This window comes from Psychrobacter nivimaris (assembly GCF_043419765.1).
GTDB lineage: Bacteria > Pseudomonadota > Gammaproteobacteria > Pseudomonadales > Moraxellaceae > Psychrobacter.
In genome coordinates this window covers 811,190-835,403 of sequence record NZ_JBHOFX010000002.1, presented here as the reverse complement: position 1 = coordinate 835,403, position 24,214 = coordinate 811,190, and the positions used below count along the sequence as shown (strand labels likewise).

Genomic DNA, 24,214 nt, shown 5'->3' with positions numbered 1-24,214 from the left:
CAGAAGTGAAACATCGTAGCGCCAATGGTAGTGTGGTTCGCCCATGTGAGAGTAGGTCATCGTCAGCTCTCTATTCTAGATAAAGCCTCCTCCGCTAACGCGGAGGGGGCTTTTCTTTGCGTCTATCTTTATTCCTAGTGATCTACATAGTAAATCCTATTAAAAAGATTTGCTCTTGCGCTGCCTAAAGTTGGCATGCAATTTTTACGGCGCTCTTCTCTTTCGTCAGCTCTCTATTCTAAATAAAGCCCCCTTCGCTAACGCGAAGAGGGCTTTTCTTTGTCTAACATTAAAAATTATTTTGCCAATACCATAACGTATATGCGAACCTTACTACTTACAGAATCACAGATGCTTTCATTGCGTATGTACTATTTTAAAGCGAAACCCGTGCCCTAAGACAAAAGAAATATCTATCATCAGGCAAGACTATGCCGTTAAATCTAACCAAATGTATTAGATTATACCTAGCCAGTAGAGTTTATAAGCGATACACGACACCATAATATCCACTTCCATCCTTTTAGTATGATCAAAAGAGGGAGCCGTGAGGTATTAAGCATTGATATTGGGACATGAAGTACCCTTTACTACGAGTGATACAGTATCTTGATTATTTAGCTGAGTGGTAGTGTCATCTTTATCAAGGATGAATCCTATAGCTTACTTAATCGTATGCTATCTAATGAGCGTAAGCGGATCGAGGAATTAATGATTTTCTAATGTAGCTGTAATGGAAGAGCTATATTGATAATAGAGCTTTTAGCCATAGCAGTTCCCAGAATGAGCGTAAACCCATTCTAGAAGCTACTTACTGACTGCTAACTATTAACTGTTTGTTGTACTACTTAAAATTTATCTTGGAGTTCTTTATTCTTCTTTGAATTCTGGCACACCTTTTTCCCAGACATCCCAGTTATCAACGATGTGATCGACAGTTTTTGATCCTACTAGTACTATATTTTCTACTGTTTCTGCAAAGCCACCAGCTGTTTCTCCTGGCGCTGGATCTAGATGTTGAAGCGTGGTCTCATTTGGATTACCTTGGTCAAAATTCACTGCGCCACGTAAGCTCATTATGCGTTCAATACCTACCGTTCTGTTAAGTACTTGTGCTATTGCAGCAGCTTCCATTTCAGTGATAATGTAATCATCTGCATTATATAATTCAGCTATATATTGCGCTTGTTTTGACAATCCTGGACCATGAAAGAAGGTATCTCCTGTCATATGAGTGCCTACGGTGATAGCTGGGCTCCGTCGTGCTGCTGCATCAGGATATTTCATTCGATAGGCGCTGGCTTCTTTTGAATCTTTTAGAGCAACTGACTGGCTTAGATGTAGATTCCATTTTAGCAGTTCAGAGTTAAGTTGATAGCGGCGAATATCTTCATAGCCTTTGCGTGGTGTAAACGTTGGTGCGCCTTTTTCACCTTCTTCGGCTTTCCAGCGGTGACCTAAATCGTAATCTACGAGCCAAGACGCCCAGCTTACATCACCTATTGTGCCTTTACTCGGTGGGGTTCCCGCGACACCGCTTAGAACGAAGTAGCTTTTGCTAAAGTCAAATTTGGGAGAAAGTGTGATTGCTTGCATGGACGCTGAAGACCCTACTTTACCCATCCCTAATACCGAACCACAGACACCTTCTGAATTACAATAAACTGGGCTATGGGCACCTTCTACTTTTATAGGCTTACTATCTGTAAAGTATTGATTATACCAATGCTGAAATTCGCCTGCTTTATCTCCGCTATTTTCACCAATTTCAAACATCGCTGCGATAAATACCTTTACTTGGATTTTATCTTGATGAGTTTTAGCTTGTGCATTACTGCAAAACATGAATATCATGGTAAAAACAGATAAATGAAAAAAATGTTTTTTTATAAACATATGGAACGCCTATTTAAAGTATTTGTGTCTGGATTTATAATTTAATTAGCAATGACTAAAAAATTTGCTAAAACTAAATAAATGCTTATATATATCCAATATAGAATAGCATAATCTGTAGATAGGCTGGAGCGTTCGGCCAGTGTAGAGGGTAGGTCAAAAGCTTTTGGTTGGAACAGAGTTTCTCTTTTTAACTGATTTTATTTAATTATTTACGCTGTGCAGTTATATTTTTCGATAAAAAATTTCTGCTAGTGACTATTGGACTGGATCTTCACTGTTATGTGGCACTTAATAGCGACTCATACTATTTATACTTTTCGTTATTTTAGGGCTTACTCATTCTGCTATTAGGTTATCGGATATATATTTCAGTGTGATTTAGATAAATAGACATTTTTTCTGCCACACATTTTAGCCCTTTGTTTTATTGAGGGATTACTTACTACGGTATTTTCTAAAAAAATGAAAACAATAAAACGCTCTATTAAAATTAATTCAAGTCAGAATTATGTATTTGAAGTTACTCAAGACTATTACATAAGATTAGACTGGGACCCTTATTTGAATGAAGCTAGGCTTTTAGGCAATTCACAGAATGCTGGTATTGGCGAAGAATCATATTGTAAAAATAAACTGGGTATGGTTATGGTTTCCAAGTATATATCTTACAAAAGTCCAGATGTGGCAGCAGTAAAAATGATAAAAGGTCCAAGAATACTTGAAAAGTTTAGCGGTGCTTGGAATGTAAAGAGCACTGGTATCGGAGAGTCTTTGGTTATCTTTACTTACAATTATGAATTAAAAGGTAAAGTATTTAATAAGCTATTTGGTCCTATTAGTGCCTTGATTTTTGGATGGGAAATGCAGGTTCGGTTGAATAATTTGAAGAAGTACTGTGAACGGAATAATGTTCCATAAGTTGTGTAGTATGCTCTAGTTGTCGTTTTAGCCTAAAAGTAATGTTTATAGTCAAATTATAAAATCATATCTAACTCCCTTTGCTGACGACAATAGCGCGATGACCCCACTTGATCTCTTTCCGAACTCAAAAGTGAAACATCGTAGCACCAATGGTAGTGTGGTTCGCCCATGTGAGAATAGGTCATTGTTACTTTCTATTCCTAGAGAACCTCCTTCTGCATAGGTAAAAGGAGGTTTCCTTTTGCCTGTGGTTTATAGATAAGTAACAGAGATTCGGGTTGAGACCTAGAGATTGGTCAGCAGTATTCTTATTTTTTGAATTTAAGTGAATAAAAACTCAGTAATTTATTAGGTGTTAAATCTTTTCTAATATAGGAATGTATTCTTAGGCTTGTGTTGATATATTATCGGTATTGGATAGTATCAATTATCTGGGATAATGAGCTGTTATGATTTTGGAGGTGGGTTTGGAAGAACATGCAAATGTATACTTTGACGAATCAGGCTTTACTGGCAATAGATTACTAGATTCTAAACAGCCAATATTTAGTTATGCAGCTGTTGTCATTCAGGATGAGGAAGCAAAAGCTTTAGTCGCACACATTATAAAAAAGTATCAAATTCAAAATGGTGAAATAAAAGGTGGGAAATTAGTTAAAAAAATTAAAGGGCGTAGGGCACTAGATGAAATACTAAATTCATTACATGGAAAAATGAAAGTATCGGTTTCTAACAAAAAATATGCCTTAGCAGGTAAGTTCTTCGAATATATTTTCGAGCCGTCTCTTGCAAGAATTAGTTCTATATTCTATGGTATTAATTTCCATAAGTTTGTAAGTACTATGCTCTATATAGACTTCTTAAGGAGTGGAGCTCAGGCAGAGGAAATATTTGAAGCTTTTGAAGCTCTGATGAGAACTGGTAATTTTGATAGTTCAAAAGCACTATTCCATACAAGTTTCGCTGATGAGTCCTCGAAAACTCTCGAATATATACTTACTTTTTCTGCAAATAATCAAAGTGCTGTAATCGAAGAGCTTAATGGATATATAGGAGAAGGATCAGGAAAATGGAGTCTTGACCTTACAAATACGAGTCTATATACATTATTATCTGATTGGGGGCAAAGCTATAAAACGCTAACAGCATACTGCGACAAATCTAAGCCTCTAGAAACAGACCAAGAATTGCTAAACACAATGATAGGGCGGACTGACAAAGTGTTCTCAAGTTTTGGTGATAAAGAACTTCCTATCACATTTAATTTAACAGAGCCTATTAATTTAGTTGATTCAAAAGATTTTGCAGGAGTGCAACTTGCGGATGCAGTCGCAGCTGCTTTTTCCTATGCATGTAATTCAGATAATACTGATGAGTTTGCAGTTAAATGGCGAGAGTTAATAGAAGATGTTGTAACTTACGGAAGTGTGTTTCCAGATTTTGATCATGTAGATCCGTCGAGTTTAGAAGCACGAAGAAATGGCATGATTTTACAAGAGCTAGTGCGTCGATCAGAAAATAAAGAAGATCTTTTAGATGGAATCACGGGTTTCATTTATGACGCAACATGCTTTTTAAATAATTCATAGAAAATGTTTAAACATAGTTAAATTATTACTAATTTAACAGTAAAAACTATTAAAGAGAACTCCATGACTACATCAAAAGTAACCTACCAAGGCAATTTACGCACCCAAGCCATCCATCTACAGTCGAATAATCAAATCATTACCGATGCGCCGACAGACAATCATGGTAAGGGCGAAGCGTTTTCACCGACTGATTTGCTAGCGACCAGTTTGGGCAGTTGTATCTTAACGATTATTGGTATCAAAGCCGAAGCGATGGATATCGATATCTCAGGTACGACCGCAGAGGTTACCAAGGTCATGGCTGCCAAACCAAGGCGTGTGAGTGAAATACACGTTATAGTCAACTTCTCAAAGGCATTGGATGAGAGTACCTTAAAACGATTTTATAAAACTGCGTTGACCTGCCCAGTAGGCAATAGCTTGGATCCTGCCATTACTCAAAACCTAGTGTTTAACAATGGTACAGATGCCTAACATGGCTAATAAGACGTTACTCATCGTCGCTCATGCACCATCGCCCAATACTCAGAAATTGGCGCAGGCAGCTTATGACGGTGCCAATCATCCTGATATAGATATCACTGTCATTTTGAAATCACCGCAGGACACGCAGCCTGAAGATGTGTTGGCTGCTGATGCGCTACTGCTAGGTACGACTGAGAATCTGGCGTATATGGCAGGGCTGACCAAGGACTTTTTTGATCGTTGCTACTATCCAGTGTTAGAAGAGAAGCAAGGTATGCCATTTGCGGTATATATACGGGCAGGGCATGATGGTACAGGTACCAAGCTTGCACTCAAAACGATTACGACAGGGCTACGTTGGTCATGGATTCAAGAAGCGCTGATACTACAAGGCGATTGGCAAGATAGCTTTGCTGAGCAAGTAGAAGAGCTTGCTATGACGCTTGCCGCTGGGGTAGAGGCAGGTATTTACTAGTAGTCAGTTGTTTGGTAGTCAGGCAGTATTAGACAGTGCTTATTCATCTACTGCTATCAATACTGAGAGCATAAAAAAAGGTCTGGGAGGATAGTAATGCATGACGATAATCTGGAGAGTGATAATCCAAATAATAAAGTAGATATTTCTGCATTGCCGTTTTCTCAAGCGTGTGAAAATAATAAGCAGCCTATTTTAGAGTTACTTCAAACAGAGCTACAAGGCTTTAGTCATGTGCTAGAAGTTGGCTCTGGAACAGGTCAGCATAGTGTTTACTTTGCGCCTCATTTATCACATTTAAAATGGCAAACTAGCGATGTGATTAGTAATCATCGCCATATAATCGCTTGGCACAATGCGTATCCTGCACCTAATTTATATTTGCCATTAGCGTTTGATTTGGCGCAAGACTCTGTACCTGTTAGTAGTCATTTAGATAGCAGTCATGTAGACAAACCTTACGATGCGATATTTACAGCCAATACTTTGCATATTATTAGCTGGGCTTTGGTTGAGCGGTTATTTGCATTGGCTGGTGATGCGCTACCTGTGGACGGTAAGCTGATTGTATATGGCCCTTTTAATGAGCATGGCAAATATACCAGTGAGGGCAATCAGCGATTTGATGCGATGTTGAGAGCAGGTAATCCTGATAGTGGTATTCGAGATAAAGAAGACATCGTCAGTTTAGCAAATGCTCATCATCTACAACTTTCTAAAAATTATGCAATGCCTGCTAATAATCAGCTATTGGTATTTCGAAAGAATTAAATACTTAAGACTGTATAAAAAAAGACACCTCAATGAATCGTTATCAGATCTTAATTGAGGTGTCTTTTTGTTTGGGTTTGCTTATATTATTACTTATTCAACTTGTGCTGCTAGGTTATTTATATTCTTCTGCTAAAAAGTCCAAGTAACGCTTCCAAGAGCGCTCATCAGCGCGGGCATCGTATCTATCGCTGCCAAACACGCTGAAGGCATGTGGCGCACCGCTGTAGGTAACCATTTCGTGAGGGACTTTGGCTGCTTCTAATGTCTTGCCCAAAGTCGCAAAGCTCTCTAGCGAGACAGATTGGTCAGCAGAGCCGTGAAATACTAGGATTTCTCCCATAGTTTTGTCATAGCTTTGACCAGTTGGAATATCGAAGGCACCGTGGAAGGGTACAAAGGCTTTTTGCTCAAAGCCTGAGCGTGCTAGCTCTAACGCGACCGTACCGCCGAAACAATATCCCATGGTCGTGCCTTTACGCACATCGTTGCCTTGTAGTTGTCCTGCCGTTAATGCCCCTGCCAATATGCGGCGCATTTTATTACGGTCATCATATAGTTCCCCAGTTAGGCGTTTGTTTTCTTCGATAGAAGTAGGGCGAATGCCTTGTCCAAACATATCGGCTGCCAATACGTTGTAGCCTTCAGCCGCTAACATGTCAGCACGTTTGCGCTCATAGTCAGTTAGACCATCCCAATCATGAATCAATAAGATAAAAGGTGCATTTGGCTTATCTGCCTTGGCGTAATAGCCTTCGTATGCTTTATCATCGACCGTATAGGTCACGTTTTTGGTTGTGATAGCAGCAGCCGTTTGACTGAACGTTAATGCCATTAGACCCATTGACGCGCCTACTAGCAATGAGTGATAAGGTTTTTTAGTCGGGGAGCTTAGAGTTGGTAACATGGTAGGTAGCCTTATAGTTATATAAAATAGTCGCATCATCAAATCCCTACAAATCCGCTACATTATCATCCTCGCTAACCATACTAAGGTATAGCTTGCGCTCGGTTCTCTTGTAACGAAATCATTTGAATTCAACGATATAAAGAAGATAAATATAAGGCTAAAACCCTGCCAATTTATTTATCAATAGTCTTTGGTACTTCATAAAAAGCATACCTTAAAGAATAACTACATTACAAGATTCTATTGTTAACGTTTATGCGCCTTTTAGACCATCTAAAGTAGTCTCTTTATAGTGTCTATAAACGTTAACTAAATATCAACAAGGTTTACTATATACGCAACTATATTTGACTTATTTTTTGGGTAGTATAACTCCTAAGCCTATTATTCCTTTACGAATTTTAGTGCGGTATCAATTTAACGCTCGGCAATGCTGGAAACACAGACAAATAAATGACAGATGAAGTCACCACGATCTCAAAGGATATCAAACCTGTGTAGGCACTCTTTTAATGATTTAAAAGAGCACTCTCAATCTATTAGCTAGGACTTTTTATGAATAATAATATCGATCATACGGACCCCGCCAAAAACATGAATACGGAACGTGGCAATGGTGGCGAAACCCATCAGCGTGCAGGTGATGACACTAAAGTATTAACCACGCAACAAGGTGTGGCTATTGCTGATAACCAAAACTCTCTAAAAGCAGGTTCACGTGGGCCAACGCTATTAGAGGATTTTGTATTACGTGAAAAAATTAATCATTTTGACCATGAGCGTATCCCTGAGCGTATCGTCCATGCTCGAGGTAGTGCCGCACACGGTTATTTTGAGCTGACAGAATCACTAGAAGAATATACGACTGCCAAAGTATTGACCGAAACAGGTAAACAAACGCCATTGTTTACGCGTTTCTCAACGGTAGCGGGTAACAAAGGCTCAAAAGATACGCCACGTGATGTACGCGGTTTTGCTGTGAAAATGTATACAGAAGAAGGTAACTGGGATATCGTTGGTAACAACATGCCAATCTTCTTCATCCAAGACGCGATGAAGTTTCCAGATTTGATCCATGCGGTAAAACCAGAACCAGATCGTGGTTTCCCGCAAGCGGCATCTGCTCATGATACGTTTTGGGATTTTGTCTCATTAAGTCCTGAAACCATGCATAACCTAATTTGGCTGATGAGTGATCGCGGTCTACCACGTAGCCTACGCATGATGGAAGGCTTCGGTATTCATAGCTATCGATTAATCAATAAAGACGGTAAGAGTACCTTTGTACGTTTCCATTGGAAGCCAGTATTGGGTGTACAGTCAACAACATGGGATGAGGCAGTGAAAATCTCAGGCGCTGATCCTGACTATCATCGTCGTGACTTATTTGAGTCAATCAACAACGGTGACTATCCTGAGTGGGAGTTTGGGGTACAGTTATTTACTGAAGAAGAAGCCAACGAATTCCCATTTGACCATCTCGATGCAACCAAGCTGATTCCAGAAGAATTGGTGCCAGTGAAAGTCGTGGGTAAGATGGTATTGAATCGTTATCCAGATAACTTCTTTGCAGAGACTGAGCAGGTAGCATTCTGCCCATCGCATTTGCCACCGGGTGTTGATTTTAGTAATGACCCATTATTACAAGGTCGTTTGTTCAGTTACTTGGATACCCAGCTATCACGTTTAGGCTCACCAAACTTTGCCCAGATTCCTATCAATGCACCAAAATGTCCGTTTGCTAATAATCAGCAAGATGGTCATATGCAGATGCAAGTGCCTAAGACGCGTGTACTCTATGAGCCACAAAGCCTAGATCCAACTCGTCCTCGTGAAAGCGCTAAACGTGGCTTTAACTCATTCCATGAGCAACTAGATGATGGCGTAAAAGGTCGCGTACGTGACGAGAGCTTTGCAGATCATTATAGCCAGCCACGTATGTTCTATCGTAGTCAGACAGCAACTGAACAAGCACATATCGCAACCGCTTATGCATTTGAGCTAGGTAAAGTAGATACAGCCCATGTACGTACGCGTATGCTTAGCCATTTGATCCATATCGATGAAGACTTGGCCAATCGCGTAGCGACTGCACTGGGTATGGAGCTACCAGAGCCAGCGGATGCGGCAGCACCTGTCCAAGACTTGGGAACCTCTAAAGCGGTACAAACTATTGGCCTAACGCCTGATAGCTTGAAAGGTCGTATGATTGGTATCTTAGTCGCAGAAGGTTCTAATAGCAGTGAAGTCAAAAAATTCGAAGATGCTGCCAAAGCGCAAGGTGCTAGCGTCAAAATCGTAGCGCCTAACAAAGAAGTCGTATTAGATGATGGTACACGTATACAAGCTGATGAGCGCCTCGCTGGTGGTCCGTCAGTGATGTTTGATGCCGTCGTTAGTATCATCATGCCTGACCAAGCTAAAAAGCTCGCAAAAGATAGCTCTGCGTTAGATTGGTTCAATGATGCGTATAATCATTGCAAAGCCATCGCCTATTGCGGTGCGACTGATGAATTTATCCTAAGTAAACTGCCAGTTGAAAAAGATGAATTCGTGACGCCATTAGCCGAGTTAGATGCCTTTATTAGTAATGCTAAGTCTCGTCTATGGGAACGTGAGCCAAAGGTTCGTGACCTTGCATAGTTGATAAGTAGGTAATTTACAAATTATCCAAATATTAAGTGTTTTCTCAAACCCAGCCTAAGCGCTGGGTTTTTGCTTTTAATTAATAAGGTGAGAATTATCATGGATAGAACCATACATGCTGTTATTAACAATAAGTTGTGCATAGTTAATTGTTAGTCGCATTGTCTCTGTATGCTGCATCGCTTCTATATATAGTCACAAGCGTTCACTCAAAGTCGTTTTATTTGTGGTGGCGGGCGCTATACTAAAGATTGGCTATAAAACTGAACAAAAGCCTTACAATAATAATGACGAATGAGGTAGGGAACACCAATGAGTCTATGTGAAATTGTACGTTTAGAAGGATATATCCAGAGTAGCTATCTGGCAGTATATCCAGATAAAATAATGCTGTTAGATGGCTGCTGCCGTGCTGATGTACCGATGGTGCTTGACTATATTAAGACAACGTTAAAACGACCCGTCACCGATCTAAAAGTAGTAGTGGTCACGCATATGCATCCTGATCATGCAGGCGGTGCGAATAAGTTTCGAGAAAAGACTGGCTGTCTGATTGTCTCAGCTGATAAAAAAAAGCAGTGGTATAGCGGTATTGGCGGGCACACGATGCACTTCGTAGATATACATTTAGGATATTATGTGGCCAGACGTCAAGGACGCCCACTTAAAAACCTATATTACTCGGCAAGTCTGAAACCGGATATCACCGTCACAGATGGTGAGCTTGTGCCAAAGTTCGATGAGTGGCAAGTATTAGAGACGCCAGGTCATACGGATCGTGATTTATCATTGTTTCATCTGCCCAGCCGCGAAGTATACACTGCTGATTTAATCATTAAGTTGCGCCACAAGTTCGTAGCGCCATTTCCTGTCTATTACCCTAAAGCTTATGTCCAATCGTTAAAAAAAATCAGAGCATTGCAACCGTCAATGGTGATGATGGCACATGGTCGAGAGCTGGCGATGAGTGAGGCAGAGTTTGATGAGTTTATCGCTCATGCGCCCAAGCATCCACGTACCATCAAAGATACGATCAGACATAAACTACTATGGCGCAAGAGAGATAACTTTCGACTGTTTAAACGCAAGCATAATAAATAGAGGTATATAAAAGTTAAGAAACTAATAGCTAAAAAACAACGTTTAAAAAGTCCAGACGAAAAAAAGCCCAGTTACTAAGATAGTAACTGGGCTTTCTAAATATGGTGGGCTGTCCGCGACTCGAACGCGGGACCAATTGATTAAAAGTCAACTGCTCTACCAACTGAGCTAACAGCCCTGAAGAGTATATAAAAAAGCGATGCTTTTTAACTCTGCAAGAGAAAATTCTAACTAAAGAACTTTCTAAAACTAAACATCTTAATGATGTCTTTTAAACTTATCTTTATCAGTCTACTACCGGATAGGGCAGAACGATTAATAAAGATTAAACTAAATATGGTGGGCTGTCCGCGACTCGAACGCGGGACCAATTGATTAAAAGTCAACTGCTCTACCAACTGAGCTAACAGCCCTAACGTTTAAAGTGTTTGTATCCCTAAACGTGAGAGCACATTATATATATTATTATGACAATTACAACCCCACATGATAAAAAAAGTGTAATTCTCTTATAAAATTGCCAATTTATTTTAGTTTCTTTAAATTTTTGCCATTATATCGATATTGACTGCTCTAGATTTGGTTAAAGTGAGTCAATAATCGATTATTAGTCTCGAGAAAGTGCTTCAACAGGATCTAGTTTGGCAGCATTACGCGCTGGCAAGAATCCAAATACCACGCCAATTAACGTCGAACAAACAAAAGCCGCAATAATAGAGGTTGATGAATAGATAACTTTGAAATTATCACCGCCCACACTATTAATCAGCTCACCAATAGCAAAGGCCAGTCCAATACCGATCAGTCCCCCTAAGATACAGACCAGAACGGCCTCAATGAGGAACTGCTGCATGATATCGCTCTGACGCGCGCCCACTGCCATACGTACGCCAATCTCGTTGGTACGTTCGGTGACAGAGACTAGCATAATGTTCATCACCCCAATACCGCCAACGATCAATGAAATAACCGCGACTGATGAAATAAGTAGAGTCATCGTGCCTGTCGTCGACTCAATGGTCTGACGGATAGAGTCTGAATTTCGTAGCTCAAAGTCATCTTTACCATGGCGACTCTCTATCAAGTCAGAGATGGCAGTCTCTGCGGCACTAGAGGAGATACTGTCATCTAATAACGCTACAAAGCGGTCGATATTGGTACTACCCGTGACACGCGACATCACCGTTGTATAAGGCATATAGATGGTAGGCGTCGTCACACTGGGACCAAAGCCACCATCGCTCTCTTCGAGGACGCCAATCACGCGTCCAGGCACACTACCAACCAATATCACTTCGCCAACAGGGTTATCAATATCTGAGAAAAAGGTCTGCTTAGCATTGTCATCGATGATGATATCTTGACTACGTAATGTGACGCTTTTTGCATCAAACCCTTGGCCCAATGCCAATGTCTCACCAGTGACGGTTAGATAGTCTTCGCCAACGCCGTTGACGGTAGCGTCCTCTTGTATACTACGATAGCGCACGCTAGAGTTAGCATTTACCTGAGGGCTAACGCTGATAATATAGGGCTGATTGCCGACCGCTTCTGCATCTTCTGGCGTCAAATTGTCATCGTTATAGCGGCGTCTAGGGTCGCCTCTAGGGTAGCCATCATTGACGGTAATGGTATTAGTACCTAACGAGCTGATATTGGCTAGGATTTGCTGCTGAGAGCCTTGTCCAAGACCTACGATAGATACAACCGCAGCGATACCGATGATAATGCCGAGCATAGTCAGTAGGGTACGCATCTTATGCGCACGCATGGCAAGCAAAGACATTTTAAACGCTTCAAGCAGTCGATCAATAAAGCTACCAAAGGCACTTTTACGGTGCTCGCCAAGGATAGACTCTGGTTTTTTGTCGGTGTGCTTATAATGCTCAGTTTGATAGTCAGCGATGACATAGCCGTCTTTTAGCTCAATCACACGCTCCGCTTGTGCCGCCAGCTTTGGATCATGAGTGACCATGATAATGGTATGACCTTGTGCGCTGAGGTCATGCAAAATCGCCATGACGTCTTCGCCAGATTTACTATCTAGGGCACCCGTTGGCTCATCTGCCAAGATCACGTCACCACCATTCATCAGTGCACGAGCAACAGAAACGCGCTGTTGCTGTCCACCTGAGAGCTGATTGGGACGGTTGTTGACCTTATTGCCAAGGCCGAGGTCAGTTAGTAGCTTTTCAGCACGATTGGTGCGTGCCTCGGTATCCATGCCTGCATACACGGCAGGGACGGCGACGTTGTCTTTGGCACTAATATCACCAAGCAAATGATAGCGCTGAAAAATAAAACCAAAATGCTCACGGCGCAGCTCAGCCAATTGATCGGCATCAAGCTTACGGGCAGATTGACCATAAATCTTATAATCGCCAGCAGTGGCTTGATCTAGACAGCCTAAGATATTCATCAAGGTGGACTTACCAGAGCCTGATTGTCCAATGATAGCAACCATCTCACCTTGATTGATGGTTAGATTGATGTCATGCAAGACACGAATGGTTTGCTCACCAGCAGGGAACTCTCTGATAATGCCAGACAACTCCATAATAGGCTTGCCTGGTGCAGGGTGATTAACGGTATTGGTTTTTGCCGGATTATTTAAGTTATCTGAGTTGTTTGAAGGGGTAGCAGAAATGTGTGACCCTAACTTTTGAGCCGTGCTACTTTCAGAGCTATCTTCAGTCGACGGTTTAGGAGATTGAGATATAGTCATAGCAGTGTCTTTAATAAAGGCTAATAAGCGTTATAGTGTTGTTATGAAAGGGCTGCTATGTTTAACAAGCCCTTTTTTATTCAACATAGTCAAAGAGCAAGTTACATTCGAGGTCCACCAGGGATACGGCCGCTACCTGATTTCTTACCGCTTTCTTCACTGATGATTACTTCTTCCCCTTCTTTCAAACCGCTTAAGATTTGCGCATTTACTCGGTTATCGATACCGACTTTCACGGTACGCTCTTCTACGGTTCCATCCTCTTTTAGTACACGTACAAATTTGCCAGTGGCTGCTTTGCCTTTTTCTTTACCTTTAGCTCGTTTTTCTTGTATCACTGTTGACGGTACTAATAAGGCGTTTTTGGCTTCGTTAACAATAATATAAATCTGCGCTGTCATATCAATGCGGAATAAGCGGTCAGGGTTTGGTACTTCTACGTAGCCGACATAATAGATCGCAGCGTCTGTTGAGCTGGTGCTACTGATTTGCTCTGGGGCAGGCTCGATAGCAGTCAACGTCGCATCATACTGCTGATCTGGATTACCGATGATGTTGAAATAAGCAGGCATACCAGCATTGACGTTAATGACGTCCGCTTCCGAGATTTGCGCATTGATACGTACGGTCGATAAGTCTGCTAACGTCACTAGTGTTGGTGCCGTTTGATTAGCGTTAACCGTGGTGCCTTGCTCAGTCGTAATGGAAACGACGGTACCTGATATCGGGGCGCGAATCGTGGTATAGCTCAAATCTTCTTCAGCAGTACTGACGTTGGTTCGTGATTTGCGCAATGCTGCTTGCTGACTGTTGATATTGGCTTCGGTAGTCGCAATCGCGGCTTTTGCTGTATCGATAGCCGCACGTGCATTGGCAACGGCTGCTTTTGCGGTCTCGACACTGGTCGCCTGCGTATCATATTCTTGCTGAGAGATAGCATCGATAGCGACTAAGTCTTGCAAACGTGCAAAATCAGACTGTGCTTGTTTCAGCTCAGACTGACGGCTGGCAAGATCGGCATAGGCACTTTTTAGACTGGCTTGTTTGCTTAACGATTCTGCTTGAGCACTTTGTAGCGCAGCTTCGCTTTGTTCAAGACTAGCTTGTTCATTGCTCAGGCTGTTCTTCTGAGTCACTTGATCAATCTGCGCAATCAAATCGCCTTGCTTGACTTCGTCACCGACTTCAACGTACAGGCGTTTTACTTCACCAGATACCTGTGCCCCTACATCGACGGTATTTAACGCTTTTACTTTACCAGACGCCATGACATTGTTTTCAATATCACCGACTTCAACGGTTGCGGTTAGGTAGTTAGGTGTGGTTTCTTCTGGTTTTAAAAAAGTATAGGCCAAAGCCCCTAATGCTACGATGATTAAGGTGATAACACCCCATTTGATAGCAGACTTTTTGCTTATTTTGCGCATGACAACAATCCAATCACAATTAAATCAAGTGTAGATATAGTAGAGACTTCACCTACAAAAGGGAATGGAAATTAGTTTACGAAAGGTTAAGGTAGCCAAGAACAGAGTTAGGTACAGAAAAGAAACGCTTACTAAAAATCAATAAAACGGAGATTATAGGAAAACAAAATAGAGTAGTAGTATCTGGCTTTATAGCGTTTAAATGTATAAACCAGTAAGAAAAACGTATAAGTCAGTAAGAGAAGAGATAGATAACTTGTTAATAAGAGAAGTAATAAAAGGTGGTGACAAGCGGATCAGTCTTAGCGCATAGCGAATAAACGCTTACCTGCAAGCTCTAGTGCCGCTTGCAATAATAATTCCCATGCTGGCTGACGAATAAGACCTTTGATAGCTTGGTCACAGCGGTAAAGCAGGGCAGGCCATTCGCTCGTTTGTTGTTTTGACTGACGACGGCAGGCTTGTTGGTATAAACCTTGTTTACTACGCCAAATGCCTAATGCTTGAGGGTCTTGACCGTCCATAAGTTGAATGATTTGACGCATGTCTTTGCTAATAGCCCATAACACTAAAGTAGTGGGCTCATCGGTCGACTTTAGCTGAAACATGATTTTGGCAACCTGCGTACTATTGCCCGCAAGCATCGCATCAGACAAATCAAACACACTAAACTGTGCGTCGCTGACCAACGCTGCTTGTAGGTCTGCAATATCCAATGCCACATTATTCACAGGTTGTGAAAAGCTATTAGATTGTTCGGTACTGTTGTCAGTAGCACTATTTTCACTAGTACTGTTATTAGCAACTAGCTGCGGTGCAAACAAATAGGACAGTCGCCATAGGGTTTGATAAGCACTTAGCAAATGATGCTCAGTGTGTGACATGAGTAGCTGCCATGCCTCTTGAGACAGTCGTAAGCCAAACTTCTGAGCTTGTATTTGTAGTAGCTGTTGGCGCTGCTGCTCATTGTATAAATTACAATCAATGACATTGCCATATTGCGCAAAAGGAGCAAACCATTTACTGCTCTGGCTGCGTTTGTCTTGCTTAGGTGTGAGCCACAACACACTATGACCGTGTGTGCCAGCTTGTGCCTCGACCGCAAAACGTTCCAACTCAGCGATAACTGCTTTATCAGGTTTATGATTGCCTGTCACGATCAAGGCGCTGGCATCATCAAATAAAGACTGACTACCAAGCTCTGACAGTACTTCTTGCCAACTCTTGACAGAAATCAGCTCTATACGTTTGATTGCATAGTTCTGTGCGCGCCAGTGTGGACGCAGTGCATCTATCAACCATTGACTGAGTAATGGCTCGTCACCGTGCGCCAGCCACAAGCCCGCTACCGCAACGGAAGGCTGCAGTAGTTTTGGGTAGGCCTTTATGAAAGTATCTTGCATAGCGTGGTGTTACACAGGTTGATGAGCAGGTAATACCAATTCCAAAAATATAATTAGTAGTATCAAGCTAGCCCAGTCTACTCAAGGTAGTACTTACACTCGCTTAGTTTGCTACTCATACTTCTAGGGATGGTATCGTTTGATAATCAGAACGACTAACTATTCCGGTTGTGGTACGACGACAACGGTTGGTGTCACACCTTTATTCATCTGTATAGACTGCTTGGCAGCAGGTGCGACTTTAGGAAGCGAGATAGCAACATACTGGTCAGTGATACGGCGAGCTAAAGTATCATAGAGCCAATCACGAGTCTGATCGCCTTGCTGATCGTCAGTACTAACAGATGCTTCGTTGTACTGATAGCTTCGCTCGACCTGAATGGGGTTGCTTAGTGTTACAGGCTTACCATTTTCCATCGTTTGATAGCTGACATCTGCTGATAGTACCAAGCGAATTTCTGTTAATACGCCAACCAATTCGTAACGCTTAAAACGTACATTACGAATGTCGATAGCGGCAATAGACTCAGCCCCTGCTTGTTGGTTATTACGGGCAACTTCTTCTGAGCTCATATTACTAATAACATCGACACCTAACGTCTTTAGGCGACGCGTCAATGGTAGTTTCAGCGGGAAGGAGGTGCGATTGTCTTCGATAATGACCGCTGTTTTTTCGACGTCAAGCAGCATCGCTGAGTCGTAGCCACGTAGCTGGAAGCCACAGCCGCTAAGAGCCGCCGCTGCACCTACCACTGCAAACATTGGCAGCGTGGCAAGTAAGACTGCTCCGAACTTTTGGCCATGGGACTTTTTATTAGCTAGGCTGTGTGCGCTTGATTCTGGTTGCGCCTGCTCAGCTCGATGCTTGTATGACATAAACGCTATCCTCATATGATAAGAAGGCTTAGAGCACTAAGCCTAAAATACTTAGCTCAAGATATCTCAGCCTACAACCACGATGTTAACCAGTTTGTTAGGAACGACGATTTCTTTTTTGATCTCGCCCGTGATGAATTTTGCCACACTTTCCATAGTGCGAGCTTGCTCTTTTAGCTGCTCAGGATTGCTGTTCGGTGCGACATCCATCTTACCACGCATCTTACCATTGACCTGTACCACCATCGTGATCATGTCCTGTACCAGCGCACTTTCGTCCACGGTTGGGTAGTCTAAGGTTAAGGTATCAAGACCTAACTGCTCAAGCAGATGCTCACCGACGTGCGGCGCATATACAGACAGCATAATCAGCAGATTGGTCAATGCTTCGTGTTTGACGTGCAGCTCTTGCTCATTACTCGCGTTAAAGCCAGTCAGCTCATTAGCAAGTTCCATAAGGCTTGATACTGGCGTGTTCAATGCCAGACGATCACCCAAGTCACTGTCAATCTTAGCAATTGTTTCGTGCGTTTTACGGCGTAAATTTTTGGCTTCTTTGCTTAGACCGTCTGTGTTCAAGGTAGCACTGTTCAGCGTATCAATGCTGATATTGGCGGCCGTTAGCGCTTGCATATGGTCGGTTGCAATACGCCATACTTTTTTCACAAAGTTATAAGGGCCTTTCAACGCGTCGTCTGACCATTCAAGCGTTTGATCCGCAGGCGCAGTAAATAGCGTATATAGACGAACCGTATCAGCACCATATTTATCAATGGTTAGCTGCGGGTCTACGCCATTGTTCTTTGATTTTGACATTTTTTCGATTTTACCAATCGTCACTGGCTGTCCATCTGACTTCAAGATAGCTTTGATTGGTTGACCACGTTCGTTGAAGTCAATATCGATATCTTCTGCAAAATAGTAAGTCGTACTGCCATCCGCATTGACGCGGTAGAATGTACCAGCGAGTACCATGCCTTGCGTCATTAGATTGGCAAATGGCTCATCACCTGTGACTAAGTTCTCGTCACGCATAAGCTTATGGAAGAAGCGTGCATACAATAGATGCATCACCGCATGCTCGACACCGCCGACGTATTGATCGACTGGCAACCATTTATTGGCAGCAGACTTGTTGACCATGTTTTGCGCGTCATTTGGGCTAGCAAAGCGTGCATAGTACCAGCTAGATTCTACAAAGGTATCAAAGGTATCGGTTTCGCGCTCAGCAGGGTTGCCACATTTAGGACAAGTGGTATTGACAAACTCTGGGATGTTCTTGAGTGGATTACCACGACCATCAGGTACGACGTCGGTTGGCAATACAACTGGCAGGTCTTGCTCTTCAACAGGCACCGTACCACAATGCTCACAGTTGATCATTGGGATAGGGCAGCCCCAATAGCGCTGGCGAGATACACCCCAATCACGTAGCCGGTATTGAATTTTTTTCTTAGCCAGCTCTTTTGGCTCAAGTTTGGCTAGCATTGCTTCAAACGCTTGCTCAAAGTCTAGACCGTCAAACTCACCTGAATTAACCAAGGTATTGCGTTCAGTATAAGCAAGATTCACTTCACTATCGTTCGCTTTGGCATCTGCTTTTAGCTCATCAAAATAGCCATCAGGGGTATTGATGACTTGCTTGATTGGTAGGTTGTACTTAACCGCAAACTCATAATCACGCTCATCATGAGCAGGTACCGCCATGACTGCGCCTGAGCCGTAGCTCATTAGCACATAGTTGGCAACCCACACTGGGACTTCTTCACCAGTTAGAGGATGCGTCACAGTGAGGCCTGTATCCATACCGATTTTTTCAGCTTTGGCCAAATCCGCTTCAGCGACTGAGCCTTTTTTGCAAAGGGCACAGAATTGAGCGATTGCGTCATCTTGCTCAGAGGCATACTGTGCAAGTGGATGCTCTGCGGCAACAGCGACATAAGTCACACCCATCAACGTATCAGGACGAGTGGTGAACACATCTAAGGTGTTTTCTTCACCAGCAAGCTCATAAGGGAAGTGCACTTCCATACCAGCACTACGACCAATCCAGTTACGCTGCATGGTTAGTACTTCAGATGGCCAATGACCTTCTAACTGATCCAAATCATCCAATAGCTCATCAGCATAGTCAGTGATGTTGAAGTAGTACATTGGGATGTCGCGTTTTTCGACCGCAGCACCACTACGCCAGCCTTTGCCATCGATGACTTGTTCGTTTGCTAAGACAGTGTTATCAACAGGATCCCAATTGACCGTCGATAGCTTTTTGTAGACCAAGCCTTTTTTGTACAATTGCAGGAATAACCACTGCTCCCACTGATAATACTCAGGGCTACAAGTGGCAAACTCACGTGACCAGTCAATAGACAGGCCCAGCAATTTAAGCTGCGCGCGCATGCTGTCAATATTGGCAAATGTCCATGCAGCGGGTGGCGTTTGGTTAGCAATCGCTGCGTTTTCTGCTGGCAGGCCAAAACCATCCCAGCCCATTGGCTGCATGACCTCAAAACCTTTGAGGCGATAATAACGGCTCAATACGTCAGAAATCGTGTAGTTACGGACGTGGCCCATATGCAGCTTGCCACTTGGGTAAGGGAACATCGACAGCATGTAACGACTTGGCTTGTCGCTTGGCTCATTGCTTACTTCAAAGCGCTTGTCAGTTGCCCATTTGGTCTGCTGCGCGGCTTCTATCGCTTGCGGGTTATAATAGTTGTTTTCTGCTTGGTCTGCTGTCACGGCGTTGCTCATAGTCGGCTCGAAATTGGTTGATACTGATTTATTTAATACGGATTGGTTTAATACTGTTCAAAATAGGTGGAATTTGACAATGCCATAGCATAGCGTAATTTGGCGAAAATTGCGACGATATGATGCAGTTGCTTACTAGGTTTGACGATTAAAAGTAATGCATTCTCTATATCTAGTCAGCCTTAGGTATAATAGACAAATTAATGAATATTTATGAGGATTTATCATGACCATCACCATTTACGGTATCAAATCTTGTAGCACGATGAAAAAAGCGTTCACTAAGCTAGACGATTTAGATGTCAGCTATGATTTTCACGATTATAAAAAACAAGGTATTGAGAAAGAAACAGTACAGCGCTGGGTAAATGAGCTAGGTATCGACAAAGTGCTGAATAAGCGTGGTACAACATGGCGCAAGCTAGACGATAGTCAAAAGCAAGCGGCTGATGCTAGTGTAGACACCGCGATAGATTTACTCGTGGAAAATACCAGTATGATTAAACGCCCAATTGTAGAAGGTCAGTTGGCAGATAAAGATCAAGCAGTATTACTATGCGGCTTCGATGAATCTGAGTTTAATAAAGTTTTTTCGTAAAATTGAGCTATAAAAATTAAGCCAGTCTCATTATTAAAGGTAAAAATGCACAAAAAAACCCGAGCATTTATATTAACTCGGGCTTTTCTACACTTAGCTTTTTTACATTTAGTATTGCTATATTTTTCTAGCTCAATGAGGAGTCTATCTCACGACTAATGAGCGTACCAACCCCTTCGTTGGTGAAAATCTCAAGTAAGGTCGCATGAGGGACACGGCCATCAACGATTACCGCGCTTTTGACGCCGCTACGTACCGCATCAAGCGCACATTGGATTTTGGGAATCATACCGCCTGAGATAGTGCCATCTTCGATTAAGCTATCAACTTTCTTTGGCGTTAGTCCAGTTACCACTTCGCCATCACGGCCCAATACGCCTTTGATATTGGTTAATAGCATCAGTTTCTCTGCTTGTAAAAACTCCGCCACTTTACCTGCAACGAGATCAGCATTGATATTATAGGTGTTGCCTTCAGCGTCAACGCCAAGTGGCGCGATTACAGGGATAAAATCTGAGGCAATCAACATGTTAATCACGTCTTTATTGACGCTGACCACATCACCGACGAATCCTAAATCAACTGGTACCGCGATACCATCTGCGCCAATTTTTTCCATCATCAATTTTTTTGCTTGAATCAAGTTGGCATCTTTACCTGTAAGACCAATCGCGCGACCGCCATGCTTATTAATCAGGCTAACAATTGATTTGTTGACGCTACCGCCCAAGACCATCTCTACGATATCCATGGTGCTTTTGTCAGTGACACGCATGCCATCGATACGGTCTGATTGACGTCCGAGCTCTTTTAGCAGGTTGTCAACTTGCGGGCCACCACCGTGTACGACTACTGGATGCATACCGACGGTTTTTAGCAAAACGATATCGCGAGCAAATGAGCTCTCAAGCTCAGGATCGGTCATGGCGTTGCCGCCATATTTTACGACGATGAGTTTATCAACAAAACGCTGGATATAGGGCAGAGCAGTGGTCAATACTTCAGCGGTGTTTTTGGCATCATCTAAATTAAGCGTCATTACAAACTCCTAAGGGCCGGTTTTAAATTGGTTGTTTTTCTACTATGTCTAATGAGACAGTTATGTGTTTTATGAGGCTACTCCGCAGGAATAGCAAGAATCTGTTCTGCTAGCGCTGCGTTAAATGGTCGGCATAAAGCGGCAAATGTCGCCTGAATATCTTTTAGGTCATCTACACTGTCACCTGCAAAGCGCGCGGTCAGGCTATTGCTAGTATTTGATTGACGCAGTACCCCAAAACCATGCGCAGAATCCAAGCGCACACCATCGATACAGCTCAGTTTAGTTCCCATAGGTAATAATTCATGCGTCTGTTTTAATGCTATTTGCGCCTTCGCAGTAGCGCAAGTACACACTGACGACTTGCATATTGTGACGGGCAGGCAAGAGTTTTTTCGCTGCTGACTAGATGAAGGATCAGTATGAGTAGACATATCTACCAGATGCTGCAAGTAATGACAAAATCTCGTTAATTGCTCTACGAGAGAGCAGTCGGTAGTAGTCGTCTGCGGCATTGGCAAATAATGGTCAGCAGTACTGACTATAGTGGGCAAGCTTTGGATGATATCTGCTAGTGGCTTTTTATCATTAATATCATTATGAGTTTGGTCAAGCCAATGCAGCAACCGTAATGCGGCATACATCGCATCATCATAAGAGATAAAGCGGCTGTCATTAAAGATGAAATGCCCTGATAATTCACCAGCAAAGACAATCTGATTGTCAGGATGCTGTACCTGCTGGCGCATAAAGCTGCTGCCAGTCTTGCTAATCACAGGTGTAGTACCAAGCTCAGATAACAGTCTTGGTAAATGATGGGCGCACTTAATGTCGAAAAGAACTTCAGATGCTAATAAAGAATCATTAAGAGAGTTAGGATGTTCAGTAATAGCAATACGTGCCAATAGATAGAGCAAATGATCGGGCGTAACTATTTTGCCGTTGTTATCAACGATCATCAAACGATCGCCATCGCCATCAAACGCCAAGCCTATATCTGCTGCATTCGAAACAACGGCTCGTTGCAATTCGTTTAAGCGATTTGGTTCGGTAGGGTCTGGATTACCAAGGGGGAAATTGCCATCAGGTCTATAATTGAGAAAAATAACATGCTGGCAAAAACGTTCAAACAGGCGTTGAGCAATGCTACCAGTTGCACCGTGCATACAGTCAATAACCAAGATCAAATCAAGTTTATAAGCGCTTTTCTGATTGGCTTTAGTTGCCGAGTGATTATGCTGAAATAATTGTTCAAATACCTGTGCAATAGCATTGATATAGACGTTGGCTACTTGATCAGTAGGTAGTTGTTCAAGTAATTCGCTTGGTAATTTTGAGTCGTGGTTATCATCAATGCTTTCAATGTTTTCTGAAAACAAGACAGGATTGTTAGCTTGATTATCGGGATAAGAGTGACGATCATAACTGGTCGTTAGCTGATGGTAGAGCGTCTGTATCTCTGAGCTGCTAGGGGATTTGTTATTTACTAACCATTTGATGCCTAGTATGTCTTTAGCAGAATGGCTCGCTGTTACGACAATGCCATGACCTTGATACTGCATTGCCCAAAATGCCATCATCGGCGTGGTAACCAGACCTAACTGGATTACGCGTAAACCCTGCTGAGCTAGTACAGTAGAAAGCATATGGGCAATGGCTTCACTACCAATACGCATATCATAACCAATAACGACAACATTCTGCTGAGTCTCAACAGAGGCGTTAGCATTGATAGTTTGAGTCGGTTGGCTATCTTGCGTATTATAGAGAGTAGCAAAAGCATGGCCTAACGCTTGTATAAAACTACTAGTAAAATACTGGTTGGCACCACGAATATCATAAGCACGGAATAAGGATTGCTGCGCCGCAAAAGGTGGCATTGCTTATTCTCCTTATAACCGTGATAGGTGTTCAATGATAAATAAAAAATGAATAGCGCAAGGTTTTAGATATAGCTTAAGCAAAACCTTAAAGGCTATCTAAAAAATTGTCAGAAAAATTGACCAACAAAATAGCTACTACTGACGACCTGAATGTCCAAATCCACCCGCACCGCGTACGCTTTCATCACTGAATTCTGCAACCACTTCAAACTCAGGACGCGCAACAGGTACCACGATGTACTGTGCCATACGCTCAGCTACATTAAGAACAAAGTCTTCGCTACTGCGGTTCCAAATACTAACCATCAGCTCGCCTTGATAGTCGGCATCAATTAGCCCAACCAAGTTACCCAAGACAATACCGTGCTTATGGCCAAGACCTGAACGCGGTAAAATCATACCTGCATAGTTAGGGTCTTGAATATAAACCGCAAGGCCTGTGCCAATTAAATGGGTTTCACCTGCTTTAATCGTTAATGGCTCATCGATGCAAGCACGCAAATCAATACCTGCACTGCCATCGGTGGCACGAGTTGGTAGAGAAAATGCTTCGTCTTCAGTAATTTTAGGGTTTACCACTTTAACTTGTACAGCTTGCATAACACACTCACTTAACGATTTGATGGTTTTTAAATTATGATTTTAAACTCGAGCTTTGAACTAGGGTTTTAAACAAATCTTATTCGACATTTTTATATAAATAACAACTCTATATTTTGATTGGGTCAT

Annotated in this window: 18 protein-coding genes, 2 tRNA genes and 1 rRNA gene; 9 read left to right on the top strand and 12 right to left on the bottom strand. The window is 42.4% G+C overall.

Annotated elements, in window-relative coordinates:
• Positions 1-870: 870 nt before the first annotated feature.
• Positions 871-1,896: a purine-nucleoside phosphorylase gene (locus ACHEVO_RS06770; RefSeq protein ID WP_394124377.1), complete on the bottom strand. Its 1,026-nt coding sequence runs from the start codon at positions 1,894-1,896 to the stop codon at positions 871-873.
• Positions 1,897-2,361: 465 nt separating this feature from the next.
• Here ACHEVO_RS06770 and ACHEVO_RS06765 point away from each other — a divergent pair, with 465 nt between their 5' ends.
• From ACHEVO_RS06765 to ACHEVO_RS06740, 6 genes are all read left to right on the top strand, one after another.
• A complete protein-coding gene (locus ACHEVO_RS06765; RefSeq protein WP_394124376.1) occupies positions 2,362-2,817 on the top strand; it encodes an SRPBCC family protein in 456 nt (151 codons plus the stop codon).
• An 82-nt stretch (positions 2,818-2,899) separates the two neighbouring features.
• Positions 2,900-3,013: ribosomal RNA gene (gene rrf, locus ACHEVO_RS06760) — 5S ribosomal RNA — on the top strand.
• A 274-nt stretch (positions 3,014-3,287) separates the two neighbouring features.
• Entirely contained in the window at positions 3,288-4,409 is a 1,122-nt protein-coding gene (locus ACHEVO_RS06755) for a DUF3800 domain-containing protein (RefSeq protein ID WP_394124375.1), read from the top strand.
• A 63-nt stretch (positions 4,410-4,472) separates the two neighbouring features.
• Entirely contained in the window at positions 4,473-4,886 is a 414-nt protein-coding gene (locus ACHEVO_RS06750; protein WP_197175080.1) for an OsmC family protein, read from the top strand.
• Between the two features lies 1 nt (position 4,887).
• The gene (locus tag ACHEVO_RS06745) at positions 4,888-5,352 is read left to right on the top strand and encodes a flavodoxin family protein (RefSeq protein ID WP_394124374.1); all 465 of its coding nucleotides are present in this window, start codon (positions 4,888-4,890) and stop codon (positions 5,350-5,352) included.
• Between the two features lie 96 nt (positions 5,353-5,448).
• Entirely contained in the window at positions 5,449-6,123 is a 675-nt protein-coding gene (locus ACHEVO_RS06740; protein WP_394124373.1) for a DUF938 domain-containing protein, read from the top strand.
• Between the two features lie 115 nt (positions 6,124-6,238).
• Here the strand turns inward: ACHEVO_RS06740 and ACHEVO_RS06735 are convergent, their stop codons facing one another.
• Positions 6,239-7,030, bottom strand: coding sequence for a dienelactone hydrolase family protein (locus ACHEVO_RS06735; protein WP_394124372.1), 792 nt, complete (start codon positions 7,028-7,030; stop codon positions 6,239-6,241).
• Positions 7,031-7,588: 558 nt separating this feature from the next.
• Here ACHEVO_RS06735 and ACHEVO_RS06730 point away from each other — a divergent pair.
• Complete coding sequence (locus ACHEVO_RS06730; RefSeq protein ID WP_379543887.1) at positions 7,589-9,676, top strand: catalase; 2,088 nt, start codon at positions 7,589-7,591, stop codon at positions 9,674-9,676.
• Positions 9,677-9,991: 315 nt separating this feature from the next.
• Positions 9,992-10,780: an MBL fold metallo-hydrolase gene (locus ACHEVO_RS06725; protein ID WP_394124371.1), complete on the top strand. Its 789-nt coding sequence runs from the start codon at positions 9,992-9,994 to the stop codon at positions 10,778-10,780.
• 102 nt (positions 10,781-10,882) lie between these two features.
• Here ACHEVO_RS06725 and ACHEVO_RS06720 read toward each other — a convergent pair.
• The 7 genes from ACHEVO_RS06720 to leuS form a co-directional block, all read right to left on the bottom strand.
• Positions 10,883-10,958: transfer RNA gene (locus ACHEVO_RS06720), tRNA-Lys, on the bottom strand.
• 159 nt (positions 10,959-11,117) lie between these two features.
• A tRNA-Lys gene (locus ACHEVO_RS06715) sits at positions 11,118-11,193 on the bottom strand.
• A gap of 194 nt (positions 11,194-11,387) precedes the next feature.
• Complete coding sequence (locus ACHEVO_RS06710; protein ID WP_198327634.1) at positions 11,388-13,337, bottom strand: MacB family efflux pump subunit; 1,950 nt, start codon at positions 13,335-13,337, stop codon at positions 11,388-11,390.
• 269 nt (positions 13,338-13,606) lie between these two features.
• Positions 13,607-14,932: an efflux RND transporter periplasmic adaptor subunit gene (locus tag ACHEVO_RS06705; RefSeq protein ID WP_394124370.1), complete on the bottom strand. Its 1,326-nt coding sequence runs from the start codon at positions 14,930-14,932 to the stop codon at positions 13,607-13,609.
• Between the two features lie 302 nt (positions 14,933-15,234).
• Positions 15,235-16,335, bottom strand: coding sequence for a DNA polymerase III subunit delta (gene holA / locus ACHEVO_RS06700; protein ID WP_394124369.1), 1,101 nt, complete (start codon positions 16,333-16,335; stop codon positions 15,235-15,237).
• Between the two features lie 159 nt (positions 16,336-16,494).
• Positions 16,495-17,211 (bottom strand): LPS-assembly lipoprotein LptE, encoded by a 717-nt coding sequence (locus tag ACHEVO_RS06695; RefSeq protein ID WP_394124368.1) that lies wholly within the window; start codon positions 17,209-17,211, stop codon positions 16,495-16,497.
• 66 nt (positions 17,212-17,277) lie between these two features.
• Complete coding sequence (gene leuS, locus ACHEVO_RS06690) at positions 17,278-19,965, bottom strand: leucine--tRNA ligase (RefSeq protein ID WP_394124367.1); 2,688 nt, start codon at positions 19,963-19,965, stop codon at positions 17,278-17,280.
• Between the two features lie 226 nt (positions 19,966-20,191).
• On the opposite strand from leuS, the gene ACHEVO_RS06685 reads away from it, so the two are divergent.
• A complete protein-coding gene (locus ACHEVO_RS06685) occupies positions 20,192-20,563 on the top strand; it encodes a Spx/MgsR family RNA polymerase-binding regulatory protein (RefSeq protein WP_394124366.1) in 372 nt (123 codons plus the stop codon).
• Positions 20,564-20,690: 127 nt separating this feature from the next.
• On the opposite strand, the gene argB is transcribed toward ACHEVO_RS06685, so the two are convergent.
• From argB to dut, 3 genes are all read right to left on the bottom strand, one after another.
• Positions 20,691-21,602 carry an acetylglutamate kinase gene (gene argB, locus ACHEVO_RS06680; RefSeq protein WP_057758912.1) on the bottom strand — a complete coding sequence of 304 codons (912 nt, stop codon included), beginning with the start codon at positions 21,600-21,602 and terminating at the stop codon, positions 20,691-20,693.
• A gap of 77 nt (positions 21,603-21,679) precedes the next feature.
• The gene (locus tag ACHEVO_RS06675; RefSeq protein ID WP_394124365.1) at positions 21,680-23,482 is read right to left on the bottom strand and encodes a phosphomannomutase; all 1,803 of its coding nucleotides are present in this window, start codon (positions 23,480-23,482) and stop codon (positions 21,680-21,682) included.
• 138 nt (positions 23,483-23,620) lie between these two features.
• The gene (gene dut, locus ACHEVO_RS06670) at positions 23,621-24,085 is read right to left on the bottom strand and encodes a dUTP diphosphatase (RefSeq protein WP_394124364.1); all 465 of its coding nucleotides are present in this window, start codon (positions 24,083-24,085) and stop codon (positions 23,621-23,623) included.
• Positions 24,086-24,214: the final 129 nt, after the last annotated feature.

Coding starts and splice junctions, on each gene's coding strand:
- ACHEVO_RS06770 (WP_394124377.1), bottom strand. CDS start 1,896: ATGTTTATAAAAAAACATTTTTTTCATTTATCTGTTTTTACCATGATA.
- ACHEVO_RS06765 (WP_394124376.1), top strand. CDS start 2,362: ATGAAAACAATAAAACGCTCTATTAAAATTAATTCAAGTCAGAATTAT.
- ACHEVO_RS06750 (WP_197175080.1), top strand. CDS start 4,473: ATGACTACATCAAAAGTAACCTACCAAGGCAATTTACGCACCCAAGCC.
- ACHEVO_RS06745 (WP_394124374.1), top strand. CDS start 4,888: ATGGCTAATAAGACGTTACTCATCGTCGCTCATGCACCATCGCCCAAT.
- ACHEVO_RS06740 (WP_394124373.1), top strand. CDS start 5,449: ATGCATGACGATAATCTGGAGAGTGATAATCCAAATAATAAAGTAGAT.
- ACHEVO_RS06735 (WP_394124372.1), bottom strand. CDS start 7,030: ATGTTACCAACTCTAAGCTCCCCGACTAAAAAACCTTATCACTCATTG.
- ACHEVO_RS06730 (WP_379543887.1), top strand. CDS start 7,589: ATGAATAATAATATCGATCATACGGACCCCGCCAAAAACATGAATACG.
- ACHEVO_RS06725 (WP_394124371.1), top strand. CDS start 9,992: ATGAGTCTATGTGAAATTGTACGTTTAGAAGGATATATCCAGAGTAGC.
- ACHEVO_RS06710 (WP_198327634.1), bottom strand. CDS start 13,337: ATGGAGTTGTCTGGCATTATCAGAGAGTTCCCTGCTGGTGAGCAAACC.
- ACHEVO_RS06705 (WP_394124370.1), bottom strand. CDS start 14,932: ATGCGCAAAATAAGCAAAAAGTCTGCTATCAAATGGGGTGTTATCACC.
- holA (WP_394124369.1), bottom strand. CDS start 16,335: ATGCAAGATACTTTCATAAAGGCCTACCCAAAACTACTGCAGCCTTCC.
- ACHEVO_RS06695 (WP_394124368.1), bottom strand. CDS start 17,211: ATGTCATACAAGCATCGAGCTGAGCAGGCGCAACCAGAATCAAGCGCA.
- leuS (WP_394124367.1), bottom strand. CDS start 19,965: ATGAGCAACGCCGTGACAGCAGACCAAGCAGAAAACAACTATTATAAC.
- ACHEVO_RS06685 (WP_394124366.1), top strand. CDS start 20,192: ATGACCATCACCATTTACGGTATCAAATCTTGTAGCACGATGAAAAAA.
- argB (WP_057758912.1), bottom strand. CDS start 21,602: ATGACGCTTAATTTAGATGATGCCAAAAACACCGCTGAAGTATTGACC.
- ACHEVO_RS06675 (WP_394124365.1), bottom strand. CDS start 23,482: ATGCCACCTTTTGCGGCGCAGCAATCCTTATTCCGTGCTTATGATATT.
- dut (WP_394124364.1), bottom strand. CDS start 24,085: ATGCAAGCTGTACAAGTTAAAGTGGTAAACCCTAAAATTACTGAAGAC.